This window comes from Mucilaginibacter gossypii, from assembly GCF_900100945.1.
Taxonomy (GTDB): domain Bacteria; phylum Bacteroidota; class Bacteroidia; order Sphingobacteriales; family Sphingobacteriaceae; genus Mucilaginibacter; species Mucilaginibacter gossypii.
Genome location: NZ_FNCG01000008.1, coordinates 178,916 through 196,588, shown reverse-complemented (window position 1 = coordinate 196,588; position 17,673 = coordinate 178,916). Strand labels below are relative to the sequence as shown.

Sequence of the window (17,673 nt, the reverse complement as noted above, 5' to 3'; positions counted from 1 at the left end):
TTATCTGCCTACTTTGTATGATTGTTCCTGTGATTGCCCTTGTTCTTCCTCCATCGCCATTTCCTGCTCTCTCGGGTTGTTTTTCGCTTCGAGCAGGGATGAATAAAGGCCGTCTGTCGGTTTTACAATTTTGCGGGTGCCGGAGGCATCCTCCACCTTGATGTTTTTTGTTTTGTAAGTTTCAAGAACTTTATAGGAGTTATCCATATAGGCGATTTCATCACCTTTTTTAAAACCTAAATTATTCTCCGCACCTTGTTTTTGTTCCAGCTTTTTATTGATACCTAATAGCAGTGCAGTGATCTTTTGAGCATCCCTTGAAGCCTTGGCAATTTCAAAAGGCTGATCTTTCAGAATCCTGGCGAAGTTGTTCATATAAGAAGCCTGCTGGCCGAAGTTGTGCCCAAGCTTTATTTCCCCACCGATTAGGATACCAGCTATAGCCGCACGCATTTCCTCATGGGAGTATTCGAGGGAACCGAACTTACCGCCCATTGGACGATCAAGGCGGCTTTCATGGCCGGTCCAGTGTGCGAGCTGGTGAATGGCTGCCTGATAGTATTTGGTTTCATTTTCAAACTGTTCCATTTCCGGAAGAAAAATGGCGTCTCTTTGCTTATCATAATAGGCTTCGTTACCGCCATGGATAATCACAGCCTTACTGTCAGAGATCAGCTTTTCGGCCCGTTCGATGGGCGACAAAGTTTGGCTTTCATTTTGTTTTTGCAGATACTCCTCAAGGGGTTCCATATCCTTTAATTGCTCTCCGTTAAAAAGGAAAGATTTAGCCTGTTGCGGCTTATCATAGGTAACTGTCTTTGTTTGAGTTACACCTGCACCATCCTTAATGCGTTCACCTTCAGCGGTACGGATTGCCTGTATATCCTTGGTTTTTGGAAACTCAATGAGGGTACCCTTTTCGTCCTTTTTCACATAGGTACCAGCGTAACTGGCAGCCTCGGCGGACATCCAGCGCGGATCGTCATGACGTTTCATCCCTAAGATCAGCGCATTCATGGCGCTGTAGCCTTTACCTGTTGTGGGATTGATTGGGGTAACAAAAGCGGGCATGCCGTTTTCTTTCACCGGTTTTTGGAATAAGGAGTTACCCTCTTTAATTTCCCCGATCAGCTTATCTGAAAGCTGGATGGGAAGTGCTTTGAAATTTTTGTCGTTCATGTTCGTTTTTAATTAGCAGTTCATATAAAAATTTAATTGGATTGATGTATTTGTGCTTGTAGCAGATACTGAAGTGAAGATGTTCGCCGGTCACATGCCCTGTTGAACCGGTTATGCCGATGGGTTCGCCTGATGTTACGCTATCCTGCGGGCCTACTAAAATCCTGCTCAGATGGCCGTAAACCGATTCAACGTTACCATGTTTAAGGCGAATGTTAATTCCAAGGCCATTATCGTAACCGGCCTGTTTCACTATGCCATCAAGAATGGCATACACCGTGTCGTGGCAAGCCTTAAAGTCAACACCTGTGTGCATGGCATATCTGCCGGTAAGCGGGTGAATACGATAACCGTAATCAGAATTTATTTTCAGGTGTTTGAGGGGGAGGCAGACCAGGCAAATGCTGATCAGCGTCTTCATCGGCTGTAAGTTTTAGCCAATTCCTGTTTTGGGCTTGGATTGATGGATTCCAATACGTGTTCCTGTACACCCGGATGGTCATTAGCGATGGCAAGCGCTGAATACAAGGCCTGTGATGTCCCCCTGTCCTGTAGGAGCATGATCTTATACATGGCCTTAAAATCGTCCAGCGGCATATTGGAGCCGTTATGAGTTAGGTCGTCCACAACCTGCTGTTTATCTTTGAGCATCAATACTCGCCCTGCGGGATAAAAAGCCTCACCAAGTTCCGGAAAGCGCACATAATTTTCGGTTTCCGACCTGGCATAGGTCAGGATACCAACCATCCCCTTTTTTGTAACGGGGTCATTTTCAAAGTCCGGCTGCACCAATACAAGTGTTCCGTGTAAATTTTCATTGTTCATAATATTTAATGTTTAAGATTTTACCTGCCTATTTTTCGCCTTGGGGCGAAGTCGATAGCCTCATTCAACCGAATCGTAGCTACGCGATGGAGTTCGGGGTCGTCCTGTAACAGTTCAAATGCGTCCTTCAGTTGTTTGGCAGATCCGGATGCTTGTAGCAGGGCAAGGGTTTGGAGGTTTTGAGATACGGGCGGCCATTGCACAGCCTGGTAAGTTTCGGCCAATGCTATAAGTTCGTCACTGGCTCTTAGAATAAACAAGGTCTTAGAACTGAAGCAATCCACTTCCTCATCCTCAAATCTTACCCAGATTTTATCTTCTGTAAAGTCTGTAAATTCGATTGTGCCAATTTTGCCAACGTGGTCAGAAGTCCAAAGGACCGGGCTAACCATGACCATTAAACCGATGGTATCTTCCTCTTTCATGATAATTGTTTTGAATGTTTTGCTTATCTGCCCCGTTTATAACTTTGATTAAGTCCGAGGCTCTCTTCAAGTGATACTAATGCTGCTGGCTGTACTCCCAAATTCTTTCGGGCGATCTCCATCGCCTTCCGGTGCTCCTGTGGTGTCCCGTTGTCGAGTAAAAGGGCGATATTTTTGAGGTTCTTAAAATCGTCAACGGAGAGCTTCAATGCATTTTCGTGCATGTACTCATAAATACTTTCCGGCTGCTTCAGCATTAGGAGTGCATCTGCGCTGTATAATCCTACCTGACTATCGTCAAACCCGACAAAGAACTCGTCTGTATTTAGGATGGCAGCTGTAATGACGCCAATCTCTCCCTGCCTGTAAATAGGATCATCGGTTAGCAGGGAGTTAACCAGGACATAATCCGGGAGTTGTATTTCACTATTATTATCATTCATTTCTTCATCGAGGCTTTAATAGGTACAGGTGTAGCAGGCGGCTTAAATGCAAGGACTATTTCTTGTATTTCCTGGCTGATGTGGTTAAAGTTCTGACGGAGTTTTTCATCCTGGCTACCGCCAAAATCATAAAAGGTGGGTAAGGACTTATAGGACTTTTCTTCCCGTTTTATCTCCTCCATGTTGAGGTTTATGCGGCAGTTTACCGCCGAGGTTTCGAACTGTCCTGTAAACTTTTCCTGTGCATCTGCGGCAATAACGCCAACCATTTCACCTGAGTTCAGGGAGGCAATTTTGCCTGCCGGTATCAGCACCTCAAGCTTTTCATTCAGGGAGGTTGAGGTTTTATTACGGTCGATGGAAAGGCCTTCGCCAATCTGTTTGGACTTTCCGAAAAGTCTTTCCAGCCACTCTAAGGTTTCTTTATTGCGGACAGAGCCAGAAAGTACAGTTCCCACCACGGAAGTAATAGTTGCAGCAGTATCTTTTCCGTATTGCTGATTAAATTGCGGCAATTCCTGTAACCCCATGAGTACCGCCACCTTATTTGACCTGGCAGTTGCAATGAGATTTTCGATGCGGTGAATGAATAAAGTAGGCACCTCATCTACGATCAATGCAGAAGGTAGATTGCCCTTGGTATTGATCAGCTTTGTCAGGCGGTTTATGATAATAGAATAGCAGGCCGAATTGATATTTTGGGTATTCGGGTCATTGGCCAGTACCAACATGCCCGGATTTTCTTTGCCGGATATTTTCAGATCGAAATCATTGCCGGAAAAAACCCAAAACGTTTCTTTTGTCGCCAAACGGCTGATAAATATTTTCAGTGTGCCGATCTGTCCCTCTAACTGGTCAAATGCTTTGGCATTATATGCCGTCATAAAGGGCGACAGCAACGACCGGAGTTCCGGTTCGGAGGTTAACGCATTGAATATCTCCTCGTAAGAACGGTTTAACAAGGCCAGCACATGCGGAAAGCTGGAGTATTTGCCGTCTTTGTATTTACTCATAAAATAAACGCAGGATGCTAAAAAGTTAATGGCAGATTGCGTAAAGAACTGGTCACTTCCGCCGGAACGGTCCCCTTTTTTAAGCGCCTCAACGAGAGCCTCGGCTGTTTCTGCGGCATCTGCCAGTGAGCGGATATAATCGGCTCGCCAAGGATTAATACGGCGGCTTTTTTCAATATCATTAAGGTTAATTACATGAAATGCATAGCCTTTTAATTTTCCGTTTTGCTTCGCCAGCAGGTAGTGGTAGTAAGCTATATGGCCGAGATCAGGAAACTTGAAATCATACAGGCAGACCGCGAACTCCTTGGCTATAAGTTGCCGGATGAATGGGTTTACGATTGAAAAACTCTTACCCGAACCAGGGGTGCCAATTACCATCGTTGCCCTGAAAACATTGCAAATGTTTATCCAGCCGTGCCTTACCTTGCCCTTATAATAGAAAAGCATCGGGATGTTTACTGAATAAGGTGTTTCTACCCGTTTGACCGGCTGCATGAAGCTTTCGGCCTCCGTATTCCATTTATCTTTGCCTAAACCGGATTTGATGAACTTGGAAATATTGTCCATGGACAGGCTTACCATCAGCGCACCGATAAAGGAGCAAACCATATAAAGCAGATCAAACCAGGTGGTATAGGCGAAGGCCACCGGGGAGGCGCGACCCTGATAAACGATACTGCCGAAGAATAAAAACAGACCGAGCGTAAGCGGATACATGATGTGTTTTTTCGGGTCGAGGTCTGTTTTCTTTTTTGCCAGCGTACCAATACTGACCAAGCAGATCAAGCCAAACGTGGCCAACTTACTGTAGACCAGTTTCGAGTAAATAAAGATGTGGCTGATCTTATCCAGTGGACTAAAAAAAATGCCCCAGAAAGGGGCATCGTGGTAGATAAAAATTGCGGCTTCTAATAGAATTGATAAATAGATTGCGCACTGCAAAAACCCATGGAGCTTTTGCTGTTCCCTGGTTTCCTCCATAAAAACGACGTTTAAAAATGAAAAAAGCCACCGGCTTTTTGCGGGTAGCTTGTAGATTAAGAAAAATGAGTTCAGCGCCTTATTCGCCGCTTGTCATTTTGATCGTTGTCTTTCTGTTGTTGCTTCTGGTTATTGTATTCGTGCAGTAAAAAAGCTAAATGTTGACCATCGGGCACTTCGGCAAAAACGATATGTTCCGGCAACACATCGGGCGGGTGATAAGAGTCAAATTCATGTGGGAACGGCACCTGAACGACCTTTGTGTCGATATAGATGCCTGTTTTGCCATTATGTTTTATTACATCCGCAAAGCTGATCATGTTCCAGCAGTTTTCAATATCGCGAAATGCTTTACACCTTTCATCAACAAAAAAATCCTTGCCTGAAATATTGACTACCGGCAGGTCAGTTGGAAAACTCTTCCGCCAACCTGGGTCGCTCTCATCTAACCGGGCGTTAGTACCAAGTGGGTCCATGGCGCTAAAGGGATAAAACCAAAATAATTTAACATGGCTGGGAATTGCTCCGTTATGCAGTCCGTCATAAACATTTTTTGTTTCTGGGTCATACCAAAGTTCAACATGATCTTCCAGGTGCATCATATCAAACATTTCAATACGATTATCGGGGCTGTCAACCTGTACGAGTTCATTTAGGTAACCATTAACATAAAACTGTGTACCTTCCAATTCAATAATTGGAAAAGGGCCGTTATAGCTTTTTACTTTTTTCATGTTATTTTAATTTTAGCGCCTGTTCATGACAGGAGCGGCAACTAAATCCACTTCCTTGCCTTCTTCATTAAACAGTTCTTCACCCTGTGCCTGCTTTTCGCTTTCAGCAATTTTCTGGCTGATCTCTAATTCCAGTTTTGCCAGCTCTTTTTTTAAGGAGGCCAGATCATACTCCTGATCAAATGACCTTTGTGTAAGTTCGTGGATTTCCGGAATCTGCTTATTTATATCGGTCAACTCTCTTTCGTACCGTTCGGCCATACCGATCACGCGGTCAATTGCATTTAAAAAGTACCTGGCAGCCAGCTTGGGGTTGTCAATATTCGGCGCACCGCCATTCTGCATGTATTTGATTCCAGTAGCCTGGCTCTCCGCATAAAGCGAGGTTACAAACTCTATCCTGCTGGAAAACATGCCGTCAACCGTTTGTAGCTTCCTTCGGATAAAGAGATTAAAGCCATATAACTCACCTAATAGAAGTTCCGGTTTATTAAAATCATCCGGGGCCCAATTGGTATAAAGATCTATGAACTTTTGTCCGATGGCAACCGTATCCGCCTGAGGCATTTCTTTTAGGTGTAAAAGGTTGAGTTTGGCTCCATCGCCGTCATATTTCAGCACTTGCTTGTAAGCCGATTCATCGATACGCACCATATCCAGCGTTGATTGGGTGTCCCTGCTTTTCTTTTCCAAATCTTCCAATAAATAACGGCTGCGGGCTACTTCTTTAAAATGAGCGGCTTTATAACCTTCAAGTTCAGCAACTTTTTTTTCGATACGGGTCTTTTCCAACAGTGAGTTGTCGCCTGATAAGATGGCGATGTATTCGGAAAAATTCATTCCGCTTTGCTCATCGATTGCCCCTTCATCCAAAGTACGCACCGCCAGCGTATTGTTTTTCATCTGGCTAATGAAGATCTGTTTGTTCTTTAATAAGTTGAACTTATAATTATCCAATGATTGCTCCACCGCGTAGATAAAGTTCCTGACCTTATTACCATAGAACATTTTGGCGAGCCAGTTGCCCTGCCTCGCGCCACGGCCATCACGCTGTTCCAGCTCAGACGGCTTCCATGGGACATCCAGGTGGTGCATCGCAACTATCCGTTCTTGTACATTTAACCCTGTTCCTGCTTTTTCGGTACTGCCAATCAGAATCCTGATCTCACCGGCATTCATCTTTTTAAACAGCTCTTTGCGCTGTTTATCTGTTGACCAATTATGAATAAAGGTGATCTGGTTTGCCGGGACATCGAAGTCGGTTACCAGCTTATCCCGTAAGGCATCATAAACATTAAATTCGCCGACTTTAGGTGTACCAATGTCGCTGAAAATGATCTGTGTGCCTTTATGCGTCGTACTTTCATGGTAGATCTCCGCTACGTTACGGGCACAAACATTTACCTTGTTACCCGGATGGTCGCCAAATTTTTCAGGATCGATGAGGCGCATATCCACCGCCATTTTCTTGGCGTAGTTGGTAGCGATCAGCATTCTGCCTTTGTCTTCGTCCTTTGTAAGCGGTCTCCTTCCAATTAAAGTGGCATCCCCCGTTTTGGCGAACTTCATCAGCCTTTTGATGAATTCCTGCTGGTCAGGTGTCGGTTTGATATTCACCAGCACCTCATCAATTTCCGGCTTATCAAGATTGATGTGTTTGGCCGTTTTGTAATCGGTGATCTGGTTATAAAACATCGCCAGTTCGGGCACCTTAATAAAATCACGGAACCGCTCTTTGGCCCTGATCTCATTGGTTACAGAAAATTCAAAATCGACTGTCTTTTTTGTATAAACTGCTGCCCAGGCATCAAAATTGGAGATTGACTGTCTTTCCAATTCCCTTGGCCGAAGGTATTTGAAGATCAAATACATTTCTGTCAGGCTGTTGGAGATGGGTGTACCGGAAAGAAAGGTGGCACACAAGTCGGAATCGTACCGATCCTGCAACGTGCGGATGGCAAAAAGCATGTTAAGCGCTTTCTGGCTACCCGCGATATTGCCCAACCCTGCCACCCGTGTGTGCCGGGTGGTGAACGTTAGGTTTTTGAATTTATGGGACTCATCTATGAAAAGGTGATCGATATTCATTTCCCGGAAGTTGATCCCGGTGTCCTTTCGTTGCTCAATTGCATCGATTACGCCTTTAAGCTTCGCTTCAAGATTATCTTTGCGAATCTCTAACCCTTTAATCATCTCGCGGGTTATTTCATCGCCGGAGTTTTGAATTGCGAGCAGATCAAGCTCGGTATTGTCCAGTTCAATTTCAAGAATCTGCCTTTGGATTTCCGGTGCCTGTGGGATTTTGCCAAACTGATCGTGTGTTAAGATAATGCAGTCCCAGTTATTGTTTTTTATCTCGTGAAAGATCCGTTTACGCTTTGCAGGTTCAAAATCATTTTCGCCAGGTGCCAGCAGTTTTGCTTTCGGATAAGCCAGCCTGAAAGTATCTGTGATCTGCTGCACATTTGCTTTTAAGGCCAGTATCAGGGGCTTATGGACGATACCGAGCCGCTTCATTTCCATAGCGGCAATGATCATCGTTAAGGTTTTCCCTAAACCGACTTCATGGTCAATGAGCCCGCCATTGTTTTGGATAACCCGCCAGGCCGCATTCCGTTGGGAGCTGAATAAAGACGGGATTTTGAGTGCAGTAAGATCAAGCCCCGGAAAGGTCAGGTGGCTACCATCGTATTCGCGAAGCGTATAGCAATTAAAAGTATCGTTGTATATTTTCTCTAAATGCTGCTTGTCTTCATTCGGCAATTCCAGCAACCATAGCAGGTAACGTGTGCGGATGTTGTCGATCTTCCGGTGCGCATTCTGAATAGCTTCGGTATCCGGCACCCTGACGACCTTGCCATATTGCTCAACAGGATAGGTAAAGTGAGGACTGGTATTGAGCAGCGCATATTCGAGTAATGTTCGCCCTGTTATCTTATTACTTTCTTTTGGCGTTACCGAAAATTCCTCGTTGGTTATGGTATTGCCTTTTTTCGCGTAACTGACTTTGTAGGTATCTATCGAACCAAAAAAATCAACTTTGGTATCCAGCTTAAAGAGATCGGTGGCAAACCGTTGGTAGTATTCGACTGGTACCCACCGTTCACCCAAATTAAAATCCAATATTTCAAATGGGATTTTCTCTGGTTGGACACGTCTGATTGCGGCCAGGCTTCGCGCGAGTTGCAGGTTTTCCGGTTCATCCTCCGCTTCCTTCTCAGCCATTTTTAGCTTTTCGACCACATTGCCCGATAAGTAATTGTCGGTTGTTTCCCAATGCAGCGTCTGAGGGTTTAACAGGATCTGCTTATCCAGTTGAATGATGATCTCATCCTCGGTTAAGCCGGTGATCTGTGAAATGATAGAAAGATCAACACGGCCGAGGTCGTTGAGGCATCGCGCCAGCGCTTCGGCGGGGTCATCCGTTTTCAGCATTTGTTTTTGCTGAAAAAGCGGTCCATAAAATATATCCGACCGGATAAACTTATCCTGGTCCCTAATTTCGAGCGAGGAAAGAATTTTAAAGCCTAGGGCTGCATCGTTTAAAATGCGGTTGCGGTTAATATTGTTGTTCAGCTCCCCGTATTTTGCAACAAAGGCTTCGTAATAAAAATTCAGTGAAGCCCGCAGTTCTGGAAAGCCGATCTCATGCTCGTTCTCGTTGCCGGAAAGCTCCAGGTAGATATCCCGCAGTACCAGGTAATCCTCGTAAAATGGTAGTTCGGGTTGCGGATCTAAAGGTTCAAATTTCGCCTCAAAGTTTTTAGGCTCAGCGATAAGCCCAAGCTTGCCATTAAAAATGACCAGTGTGTCTTTGAGGTAAAATGGCTTCAAGTCAGTAAAAGCCTTTGGCCGGTCAGGTAATAATTTAAAAGCAGGTTCTAAGGAGGTGTCACCCTCATAGCGGTAATCGTGACCAAACTGTTTCAGCTTTACAGAGAGGTTATCCAGTTCATGACCGAGGTTTATGCCGGATAACCATTTACCGGGAAAGGAAATCTCAGAAAGATTGCTGTAAAGCTTATAGATATAGCGGTTGTTGGCTTTGGCACGGGCGGTAAGCAATACAATGCTGTCATGCATCGGCTTATTTGTCGTGCGGATGGTGCTGATCAATCGCGCCGACCCGGCATCTACAAATTGGAGGTCAAGATCATCAAGGTAGGCTAAAGCTTTATTTTCTGAATGGGGCGGCGCGTCAAATAACCCTAACTGACCAAATCCAATTCCAGCACCATCCTCCTTCTTTTGCTGTTCGGGTACTGGTAAAAATGTAAACTGCTTTAATTTGGATTCCTTTTGGTCAAATGAAATGGCTTCCCATTTGGCATAATCAAAATTAGAAAATCCGGAAATTAGTTGTTCTTTGAGTAAGGGGACAATTTCCTGCATGTCCCCGTTCTGCCAGGCCACTCTTGATGCCTTACCTCTTGCATTAGTTCCCTCAATGATTTCATCGGCATAAACCACTTCGTTTTTATCGGCTAACCAGGCATTTAAGTAATATTTTCCAAAGGCATTTTCCTTTTCAATCGTGTCGATCAGCTGGCTTTCGGCTTCAGACAGGGTTTCCTTGGTATCATTTTTTTGAACCAGGATCAAATGCATACCAACTTCAACATTGGCATTTTCCTTCATGAGATTGGCCGGCAAAACGGCAACTGTTAACAGGTCGGCTGAAGTAAATAGATATTTGCGAGCGGCCTGGTTGGAGGGACTATTCAGGAAGGCATCCGTTACGATATAAGCTAAAATACCGCCGTCTTTAATTTTGTCCAATCCTTTGGCAAAGAAGTAAGTATGCACCTTCGCACAAATCCCGCTTTTGTTGTAAGCCGGGTCATAAACAGCAATTTTACCAAAGGGAATATTGCTGATAACTATATCCGAAGCTGCCTTTTCAGTTGCCGCCGTTTCTTCCAGTTTTTTAATTTGAACATCTACCGGTACCTCATGGACAGCGCATATAGCGGTCAGGATCTTTCCGGTTAGAATGTCTTTTTCTATGGCGGTTATTTGTTGAATATCCCCGAATGCCTTTATGGCTTCCTCGATAAAAATCCCTGCCCCTGCGCTTGGCTCGTAAAAACGCTTTGGTAAAATGTTGCTTTCCGTTAAAGCAGCATAAATTACCCTTGGAATAAAATCAGGTGTGTAGTAAGCGGTTTGGGAACTGCTTTTTAAAGTGTCTACTGCCGCCTTGTATTCTTTGGCCGTAAGTTTCTCTTGTAGCAGGTCATGTAGTTCCATCACCTGCGGATAAAGCTTTAGATCAGCCTTTGAAGCACCTAACTTAGGCCAAACTTCTATGTCGCCGGGAGGAAACAATACGGCTTTGAGTCCGCCAAAACCGGCATAATTTTTTAGTGTTTCCAATTCTGTTTCAGATAGCTGCTGGCCTGTAAAGTCCAGCGCAATTCGGATGGCTGCGATATTATCCGCCATCTTCCTTCCCGGATTAAATGCCATATTAAACCTCCTGTAAATAATCTGCTATGGTTCCGATCACTTCATATCTTAAAAAGCGGTCGTCCTCGTCGAGGCCCCTGATCAGGGGCGCACATAATTCGAGGATATTAGTAAGCTCGTAGTGTAGTATCCCGTGGTTGGAGAAGCGCAGATAGCTCCCAAAAAATTCTTCTTCCAACACAAGCTTTACATAGTCGTAGGCTATGGAATCAGTCATAAATAAAGAGTAATGAATTAATTGGGCAGTGTATCCGCATCGAGGATATCCTGGTAGGAAATGGTTAAAGTAATGATGCGGCCCGAAAGCTGCTTTTCGCTAAGTTCTGCATGAAGTACTTTATTGCCGGGGAACGACATTTTTTTAAAGACAAATATGTTCCGGTAATTTTTTGAAAAAGTAGGCGGGCTGAACAGTACAAACTCGGGCTTGATCTCTACCGATTGATTGTTTGCTGCTTTGGTTACTTTTTCATCATCCACCTTAAACCTGAAATCAGCAATATCATATTTCAGGTTGGTCTTATTTTGATAGGAAATATCAAGAAAAATGTAATCCCCAACGGTGTACACATGGTTTAACTGCCCTTTAATCCCGAAGGCCTTAACCTTTTCCATCCGTTTATCCGGGCTTTTGGCAACCAGGCTTAGCGCTAAACTCTTTAACTGATTTTGCGAAAGACCGATCCCGGAAATATCAAGCGGGCGCATATCCGGCGGAACAATATTTATTTCTGTTGGCACCCCCGGATAGCCAGGCAGCAAGCGGTATTGTGCGATGAATTTTTCGCCAGCAACGGTGATTACTGAACCTGTAAAGGATTTAAGGGAATCACGCAATTTTAAGCGAAGGACATTTTTTAAAGGCAAGTCACCGACTAAATCTTTTGTGGAAATATCCACGTATTGAATAGGTTCCGGGGATATAAAATGAATGGTTAAATTTTCAGGCAGATACACTACAGGTAGTTTATCCTGTGCATAAACGGACGGGGCGCATAGCACCAAAAGGAAGAATAATAGCTTTTTCATATTAAATAGGATTTTTCGTGTTGTAAATTGTATTCAGCGGGACTCAAGCGTGCTTTCGCGTTTTTGAGCGTTTTGTAATGCATCGGTGTCGATTAAATAGAGATAGGAGTTGTATTTGAGCTTTGCCTTGTTTTTGCGGATGAGGTCGGCAATGGCAGACGAAGTAGATTGAAACATTTTACTAAGCGAGCCCATAATAAATTGGCTGTTTCCCGAACTGCCGTCAACGGTCACCCCCTGAACGGAGCTGCCGCCCAGGTCTTTGGTAAAGTCACGGAAGGCAGATGAGGGAACATAAAGACCGGGCAGGCCGTCCATATCATAGACTTCCAGTTTGACAGGCAATATCTTTCCATCGTATAAAATGGAGGTTATGGACAGGGTAACCCGTTGCTCAGAAAAACCACTGATCTGCGCGTATAGATAAGTACCCTTTTTAATCAAGCTTGCGCCTGCTTTTATATCTTCCAGTAATTTCAGGCGTAGGCGGGAGCCCGCGTATCCGGTAATATTTTCATCAATAACCGCACTGATAAATGCAGTTTGTTTTTCCGGCAGGATGGTATTAAAATCACCTGATACCGCATCAGCCTTTTCAACGGTCAGTTTAATTTGGCTTTCCTTTAGCTTAGCAGCTTTGTCAGCTGCCAGCTTCTTCTTCATCTCGTCTTTGTAGGCCGGGTCATTCTGCTTGTTGATGCTGTCCATGACGGCCATTTGTTCTTTGAAAATATCCATCGGATCTTTTTCCTTAGGGGTATTCACAGTGGCGTTGTGCTGGTTAGCCTGTCTGCGGTTCATTTCAGTAACGGCCTGGGCAACCTCTCGGGCCTGGGATGATCTGTTTGGATGTTCAGAAGCAGAACCCGAAGCAAATTTCAACTTCATGGCCTGCTGAATAGAATCCAGCTTTTTCTTTTGCTGGTCCGAATAGTCATTATTATAGGCGGGGTTACTGGAATTTTCCCTTGGGATCACATTTACTGCGGTTATCCCATCAGCTTCTTTGTAAGTATTTCTATATGCGTCAAGTTTATCGGCAAGTTGTTTCTTTCGTACGTCTGACGAAACTTCGCCTACGGTGCCGTTCAACCCCACATTTTCTTTGACGGCTTGTTTCGGTTTGGAAAAACCGCTGTGCCAGGCATAAAAGAACAGGCACAAAAAGGGTAATAGGATGACAGGCAGCATATATTTGGGCTGCTTAAAATTAATTTTCATGGCATTTTACTTTAGTGTTTGATGAATTTTAGAAAGGCGGTCGAGGGCGCTATCCAATAAGGTGCTATCCCCGGCTGACAAGTGTTTTTTTGTTGCCAGGCTATCCACTAATTTTTTGAGGTGCAGAGTTTCCCTTATATTCCCGGTGGCCTGCATGATCTGGCTAAAGCCATCCTCAACAGGGTTAACTTTCTTCACTTCCTGTATTTTGGCTTTTTCAGGATGGCGAAAAACGGTGAATGATAGCACAAAGGATAGCGTCATTAAAAAAACCATGCAGCCAAAAAAGAACTTGGGGTAAGTACTAAAAAGGCGTTTACCGGCATTAGCGGCAATTGAAAAATAGTCGCCGAATTCTTTGCTTATTTCACTATACAGCGTATCCCTGGGATCGCGGTTAGAAATTATTTTTCTCCACATCTTGCAGGTCTTTATTTTCAAGTGTTTTCCAATTGGTGATGAGCACACCATGCGGATTATTATCGCTTCGCGGGATATCTTTCAGGTAGCCTTCTGTAATGAGGGAACGGACAACGGTAGAGCTGCGCCGGTCGATCTTTAGTTTACCATAAAAGCGGAAATAGTGCTTTGGCATATCCACTGTAATAGAATCTGTTTGCAGCGTTAATACAGAACTTGATGAAAGGATTGAGTTAAAAAAACCATTTTCCTTCAAATTATTGTATTGCTGCATTCCGGATTCATCCACCAGGTACATGGCTTTTTTCATCTGGTATTCCATGTAATTATCATCAGGGGTCAAGGAAAAAAACAGGGAATGAAACAAGTCTACGTCCGCACGGTACTCGGCGGGCCTGTTCATTTGCACATCAGTTTGCCGCGCCAGTATGGGGATATTATTATCTAAGATGTAGATGCTTTTTTGGGCATTCGATACCAACTTGAACGCATATAGGCAATTCATGCCTACAATGATCAGCGAGGTAAGCAGGCTGCCAAACGCAATGAATGTCGCCAGCCTGACCTTGGCCTCAATATTTTTTATAATCATAATATGGTTGTTAAATAAAAAAGGCCGACCCTGAGCAGCGGGTCAGCCTTAACTAAAAAGGAGAAAGAAAAAAACAATTAAAAGAAGCTGCCTGCAGCTTTTCTGGCCATACTTGCCACCGTTCCGGCACTACGGCCAAAGGTGGAAGTGGCAGAACTGATGCCGGATGTAGAGATGATCCATGTGGAGATGCTGGGCACGGTGAACATACAGATCGCGCCGATCAGAAATACGATTATCACGGTTCCAAAGGACAGAATACCGTTTCCGGCAAACCAAGCCATTTTTTCGAGATTTGCGCTTAACCCGTTTTCACCAACCAGTTCTTTGTACTTGCTGATCTCTGAGGTTAGGGCATATTCCTGCATCAGCCCGGTGAGGTACATGATTAGGTAGGCAATACCACTATATAGGTTTACGGAAATAAATCGTGCAACCCAGGTACTGAAACTATCCCGAAATGCAGGCAGGATACTTACGGCTACAGCAAACGGGCCAAGGATGATCAATATTGTCGAATAGATGATCTGGATCATAAAGATAATATAGACCGCTAAGCGCAATATCCAGATCCCTATCAATTCGAGTAGTTGGGTAAACAATAGCTGCATGCCCACCGTGAGCCGGTTCTTCAATTCCAGCAATGGAGAAACCACGCTGCTGATACCTTGTTTAACCGTACTGGTGACAGAATCCCAGGCCTGGCCATACCATGTGTCGCTTTCTTTTTCAGCAACTTCGGTTTGGGCCTGGTAGGTATAAAGAGAATTTGCGACAGCCAGCATCAAATTTGAGCGGTTAAGGCGCAGATTGTCAACTGTGGTTTGTTCGCTGTTAAACATTTGTTCGGTCTGATTGGCCACAATGTCTGTAGGGAATGCGATCATTTTCACGAACGCGCCCCACCATAATATGATCATCGCTAAGCCGAATGGTCTTAAGAGCGGCATAATCTCCAGCTGTTTGTCTCCCACCATCATTTCATATGACTTGATGGCGAAAAAAATAATCATAAAAATGGCGGCAAGGGCTTTGGCGTCCGTGATAAAAAGGTCGAAATGTGTCCAGACCGAATCTTTGAGCCCTTTCAGAAACACCATGACCCCGGTTTCATAAACGCCGTCACCCTGTAAAAACTGTAGTGTTTTGGTGTTATCGGGATTGGTAGTCGTTTGGGCGAAAACTGCCGTGATACAAAATGACAGCAGGATAAGTAACGTTATTTTCTTCTTCATTGAAGGTGTTGTAAAACTTTATTGGCGATCTGGATATCTGTCTGTGGTGTCCATTCGCTGACCGTTACCTGGTTAGCTTTTAACCTTTGCTGTTGGGCGGTCATATTTATAGTGGCTTGCGCCGATGATGTTCGGATTGCCCAAACACCGGCCAGCCTGCGGTACTCCATCAGGAGCCGGTGATAGGCCAGGATGCGTGAGCCCCTGTCCATTGTGGTTGAATGAGCGGCCTGAATCCTTTCCTTCAACATATCCAGCTCATTTTTATACCAGTTGTACAAGCCTTCGGAAACCAGTTTGGCACTGACCTGCGGCGAGAGCCCGGCCAATATGGAAGCCATCGAGTTATTGAGCACCGGCTTTAGCTCATTGCTGTAATATAACTGCCATAAGGGATCTACATCTGTAATCAAACCCGATTGGTTGGCCATTTCAGAAAGTGCCGTATTACGGACGGTATCCGAATGCAATTTGTATTTGTTATCAGTGCTGTTCATTGCTCCTACCAGCGCAAGCCGCTGGGTTTGCGGGCCGGTCGCGCTTAATGGGCGAAGGTCTGTCTTGTGATAGTTGGGATGAAATAAACCCCAGGTGAGCCAGTAATAAGGGTTAAGGCTAAGAAACCCCGCTTTAGGCGTAAACTTATTCTGGTCCCATTGCAGGTAAACCATCCTTTGCTCCTGGTAACGGACGCTCTGGTCATTAACTGCTGATTGCCCGAAACATTGATGGATCAGGGCGATGAGGATAAAAGATATTGGAACTAAGAATTTCATTGGTGTAAATATTTAGCGTTTTGAATAATCTGGCTGACATAGGTTTTGTCGTGATTGACGTAATCTGCGAAAGGCGTCAACGAAGCGATCAGGCCCCGTTCCTTTGCCCAATACATGGATTTCCAGGCACCATAGGCCAGTCCATCAAGAATTTGTAATTGCTGCATGACTTTGTGCAGCAGCTGGTCACGGGAATTATAATCGGCCAGTACGTTATTGCCCTCTTTGAGCACATAACCCGAAACATCACTAACCAAAGCCAGTGATCTTGTGCGCATTTCTGTGGCAATGTTACCCGCGAATATCAAAAGATAGGGTTCGCTTTTGGCCATTGCCAAAGCCTGGTTAATATAACCAGTCATGTCGGCGATGATCACAGCCATGTTTTTTACCGCAAGCCCATCCTTTAATGCAGAATTTACATTGGACAAGCCCTCGTAGATCATGGTTTGCGCTAATACGACCGAACCAACATTGGTGTTCAGGTCATTGATATTGTTGTTGATTTTTCCGAGATACTGCTCGTGTGTGCTTTCCGCTCCGCTTCTGACGATGCCGTTTTCTGTAACTGCAACAACGTGCTGGTAATCCAACACGACTTGTTGGGCATGCACCCACGAAAACTGAATCAGCAACAAGGCAGAAATAAGTAAATTTTTCATTTTAAATTTTTTGCATTTTGGATGATCTCGCTGCCGATAGACTTATCAGCATCAATAAAATTCTGAAAGGGATTTGCTGCCCTTAACATGGATGCCAGATTGGAATACTGCATCAGATTAAGCATGTTTCCTGACAAATCCTGAATGTTGCTCAATTCAGAAATGACATAATCAAACAGCATCTTCCGGTCAGATACCTTCATTTGGTTTACATCTCCAATGGATAACGATAAGCCGGTTACATAAGCGATTAGGCTTTTTGCCTGTGACGCAAATTGAATTTCAGACTGGTATCCAATCGCAATTAAGGCTGGATTTTTTTGAGCCAGCTGAATGATCTGCGCCTGGTTGCTGATGATCCGGCTTACCATCGGCGAAGCATAGATACCGATGTCGGCAATATTAATAGCGGTACCGAGCGCGTTATAACGTTGCTGCAAAGTCCGGTAGGTTGCCTTCATTTTGTCCAGCAAAGTGAGGTTGGCCTTTTCGTTGGCGGTAGCAAGCACCTGTTGGTTTTTTGCCTTTACCTGCAGCTTGTTTTCCGATTCAGATTCGTCAACCAATTGGTGAAGGGCAGGAATATCAAGGATGTTTTGCTGGGCAAAAGTTTTTGCCCCAAAGGCTATCATTATAGCCAGGGTTAGGATAATTGTTTTCATAAGA

General features: G+C 44.5%; 17 protein-coding genes. All 17 read right to left on the bottom strand.

The window, feature by feature from the left end:
- Positions 1-1,179 carry a zincin-like metallopeptidase domain-containing protein gene (locus BLS28_RS16530; RefSeq protein ID WP_091169589.1) on the bottom strand — a complete coding sequence of 393 codons (1,179 nt, stop codon included), beginning with the start codon at positions 1,177-1,179 and terminating at the stop codon, positions 1-3.
- Positions 1,133-1,600 carry a M23 family metallopeptidase gene (locus BLS28_RS16525; protein WP_091169585.1) on the bottom strand — a complete coding sequence of 156 codons (468 nt, stop codon included), beginning with the start codon at positions 1,598-1,600 and terminating at the stop codon, positions 1,133-1,135. The genes BLS28_RS16530 and BLS28_RS16525 overlap by 47 nt, the downstream gene beginning before the upstream one ends.
- On the bottom strand, positions 1,597-2,004 hold the full coding sequence (locus tag BLS28_RS16520; RefSeq protein ID WP_091169582.1) for a hypothetical protein: 408 nt from the start codon (positions 2,002-2,004) through the stop codon (positions 1,597-1,599). Before BLS28_RS16520 ends, BLS28_RS16525 begins: the two co-directional genes overlap by 4 nt.
- A 20-nt stretch (positions 2,005-2,024) precedes the next feature.
- The gene (locus BLS28_RS16515) at positions 2,025-2,429 is read right to left on the bottom strand and encodes a hypothetical protein (protein WP_091169579.1); all 405 of its coding nucleotides are present in this window, start codon (positions 2,427-2,429) and stop codon (positions 2,025-2,027) included.
- A gap of 23 nt (positions 2,430-2,452) precedes the next feature.
- Positions 2,453-2,872, bottom strand: coding sequence for a hypothetical protein (locus BLS28_RS16510; RefSeq protein ID WP_091169576.1), 420 nt, complete (start codon positions 2,870-2,872; stop codon positions 2,453-2,455).
- Complete coding sequence (locus BLS28_RS16505) at positions 2,869-4,869, bottom strand: type IV secretion system DNA-binding domain-containing protein (protein ID WP_091169571.1); 2,001 nt, start codon at positions 4,867-4,869, stop codon at positions 2,869-2,871. Before BLS28_RS16505 ends, BLS28_RS16510 begins: the two co-directional genes overlap by 4 nt.
- A 71-nt stretch (positions 4,870-4,940) precedes the next feature.
- The gene (locus tag BLS28_RS16500; protein ID WP_091169567.1) at positions 4,941-5,603 is read right to left on the bottom strand and encodes a hypothetical protein; all 663 of its coding nucleotides are present in this window, start codon (positions 5,601-5,603) and stop codon (positions 4,941-4,943) included.
- A gap of 12 nt (positions 5,604-5,615) precedes the next feature.
- Positions 5,616-11,048: a helicase-like domain-containing protein gene (locus BLS28_RS16495; protein WP_256337456.1), complete on the bottom strand. Its 5,433-nt coding sequence runs from the start codon at positions 11,046-11,048 to the stop codon at positions 5,616-5,618.
- Positions 11,049-11,073: 25 nt separating this feature from the next.
- The gene (locus BLS28_RS16490) at positions 11,074-11,289 is read right to left on the bottom strand and encodes a hypothetical protein (protein ID WP_091169562.1); all 216 of its coding nucleotides are present in this window, start codon (positions 11,287-11,289) and stop codon (positions 11,074-11,076) included.
- 17 nt (positions 11,290-11,306) lie between these two features.
- Positions 11,307-12,101 (bottom strand): DUF4138 domain-containing protein, encoded by a 795-nt coding sequence (locus BLS28_RS16485; protein ID WP_091169556.1) that lies wholly within the window; start codon positions 12,099-12,101, stop codon positions 11,307-11,309.
- A 33-nt stretch (positions 12,102-12,134) separates the two neighbouring features.
- Complete coding sequence (traM, locus tag BLS28_RS16480) at positions 12,135-13,322, bottom strand: conjugative transposon protein TraM (protein ID WP_091169552.1); 1,188 nt, start codon at positions 13,320-13,322, stop codon at positions 12,135-12,137.
- 6 nt (positions 13,323-13,328) lie between these two features.
- The gene (locus BLS28_RS16475) at positions 13,329-13,742 is read right to left on the bottom strand and encodes a hypothetical protein (RefSeq protein ID WP_091169549.1); all 414 of its coding nucleotides are present in this window, start codon (positions 13,740-13,742) and stop codon (positions 13,329-13,331) included.
- Positions 13,720-14,334 (bottom strand): conjugative transposon protein TraK, encoded by a 615-nt coding sequence (gene traK, locus BLS28_RS16470; RefSeq protein WP_091169547.1) that lies wholly within the window; start codon positions 14,332-14,334, stop codon positions 13,720-13,722. The genes BLS28_RS16475 and traK overlap by 23 nt, the downstream gene beginning before the upstream one ends.
- Before the next feature lie 77 nt (positions 14,335-14,411).
- Complete coding sequence (locus BLS28_RS16465) at positions 14,412-15,569, bottom strand: TraJ family protein (RefSeq protein ID WP_091169544.1); 1,158 nt, start codon at positions 15,567-15,569, stop codon at positions 14,412-14,414.
- Positions 15,566-16,345: a hypothetical protein gene (locus BLS28_RS16460; RefSeq protein WP_091169541.1), complete on the bottom strand. Its 780-nt coding sequence runs from the start codon at positions 16,343-16,345 to the stop codon at positions 15,566-15,568. The genes BLS28_RS16465 and BLS28_RS16460 overlap by 4 nt, the downstream gene beginning before the upstream one ends.
- Positions 16,342-17,007 (bottom strand): hypothetical protein, encoded by a 666-nt coding sequence (locus BLS28_RS16455; protein WP_091169537.1) that lies wholly within the window; start codon positions 17,005-17,007, stop codon positions 16,342-16,344. Before BLS28_RS16455 ends, BLS28_RS16460 begins: the two co-directional genes overlap by 4 nt.
- Complete coding sequence (locus BLS28_RS16450) at positions 17,004-17,669, bottom strand: hypothetical protein (protein ID WP_091169735.1); 666 nt, start codon at positions 17,667-17,669, stop codon at positions 17,004-17,006. Before BLS28_RS16450 ends, BLS28_RS16455 begins: the two co-directional genes overlap by 4 nt.
- Positions 17,670-17,673: the final 4 nt, after the last annotated feature.

Excerpts from the sequence above, each read along its gene's own strand:
- BLS28_RS16530 (WP_091169589.1), bottom strand. The coding sequence starts at position 1,179 with ATGAACGACAAAAATTTCAAAGCACTTCCCATCCAGCTTTCAGATAAG.
- BLS28_RS16525 (WP_091169585.1), bottom strand. The coding sequence starts at position 1,600 with ATGAAGACGCTGATCAGCATTTGCCTGGTCTGCCTCCCCCTCAAACAC.
- BLS28_RS16520 (WP_091169582.1), bottom strand. The coding sequence starts at position 2,004 with ATGAACAATGAAAATTTACACGGAACACTTGTATTGGTGCAGCCGGAC.
- BLS28_RS16515 (WP_091169579.1), bottom strand. The coding sequence starts at position 2,429 with ATGAAAGAGGAAGATACCATCGGTTTAATGGTCATGGTTAGCCCGGTC.
- BLS28_RS16510 (WP_091169576.1), bottom strand. The coding sequence starts at position 2,872 with ATGAATGATAATAATAGTGAAATACAACTCCCGGATTATGTCCTGGTT.
- BLS28_RS16505 (WP_091169571.1), bottom strand. The coding sequence starts at position 4,869 with ATGGAGGAAACCAGGGAACAGCAAAAGCTCCATGGGTTTTTGCAGTGC.
- BLS28_RS16500 (WP_091169567.1), bottom strand. The coding sequence starts at position 5,603 with ATGAAAAAAGTAAAAAGCTATAACGGCCCTTTTCCAATTATTGAATTG.
- BLS28_RS16495 (WP_256337456.1), bottom strand. The coding sequence starts at position 11,048 with ATGGCGGATAATATCGCAGCCATCCGAATTGCGCTGGACTTTACAGGC.
- BLS28_RS16490 (WP_091169562.1), bottom strand. The coding sequence starts at position 11,289 with ATGACTGATTCCATAGCCTACGACTATGTAAAGCTTGTGTTGGAAGAA.
- BLS28_RS16485 (WP_091169556.1), bottom strand. The coding sequence starts at position 12,101 with ATGAAAAAGCTATTATTCTTCCTTTTGGTGCTATGCGCCCCGTCCGTT.
- traM (WP_091169552.1), bottom strand. The coding sequence starts at position 13,322 with ATGAAAATTAATTTTAAGCAGCCCAAATATATGCTGCCTGTCATCCTA.
- BLS28_RS16475 (WP_091169549.1), bottom strand. The coding sequence starts at position 13,742 with ATGTGGAGAAAAATAATTTCTAACCGCGATCCCAGGGATACGCTGTAT.
- traK (WP_091169547.1), bottom strand. The coding sequence starts at position 14,334 with ATGATTATAAAAAATATTGAGGCCAAGGTCAGGCTGGCGACATTCATT.
- BLS28_RS16465 (WP_091169544.1), bottom strand. The coding sequence starts at position 15,569 with ATGAAGAAGAAAATAACGTTACTTATCCTGCTGTCATTTTGTATCACG.
- BLS28_RS16460 (WP_091169541.1), bottom strand. The coding sequence starts at position 16,345 with ATGAAATTCTTAGTTCCAATATCTTTTATCCTCATCGCCCTGATCCAT.
- BLS28_RS16455 (WP_091169537.1), bottom strand. The coding sequence starts at position 17,007 with ATGAAAAATTTACTTATTTCTGCCTTGTTGCTGATTCAGTTTTCGTGG.
- BLS28_RS16450 (WP_091169735.1), bottom strand. The coding sequence starts at position 17,669 with ATGAAAACAATTATCCTAACCCTGGCTATAATGATAGCCTTTGGGGCA.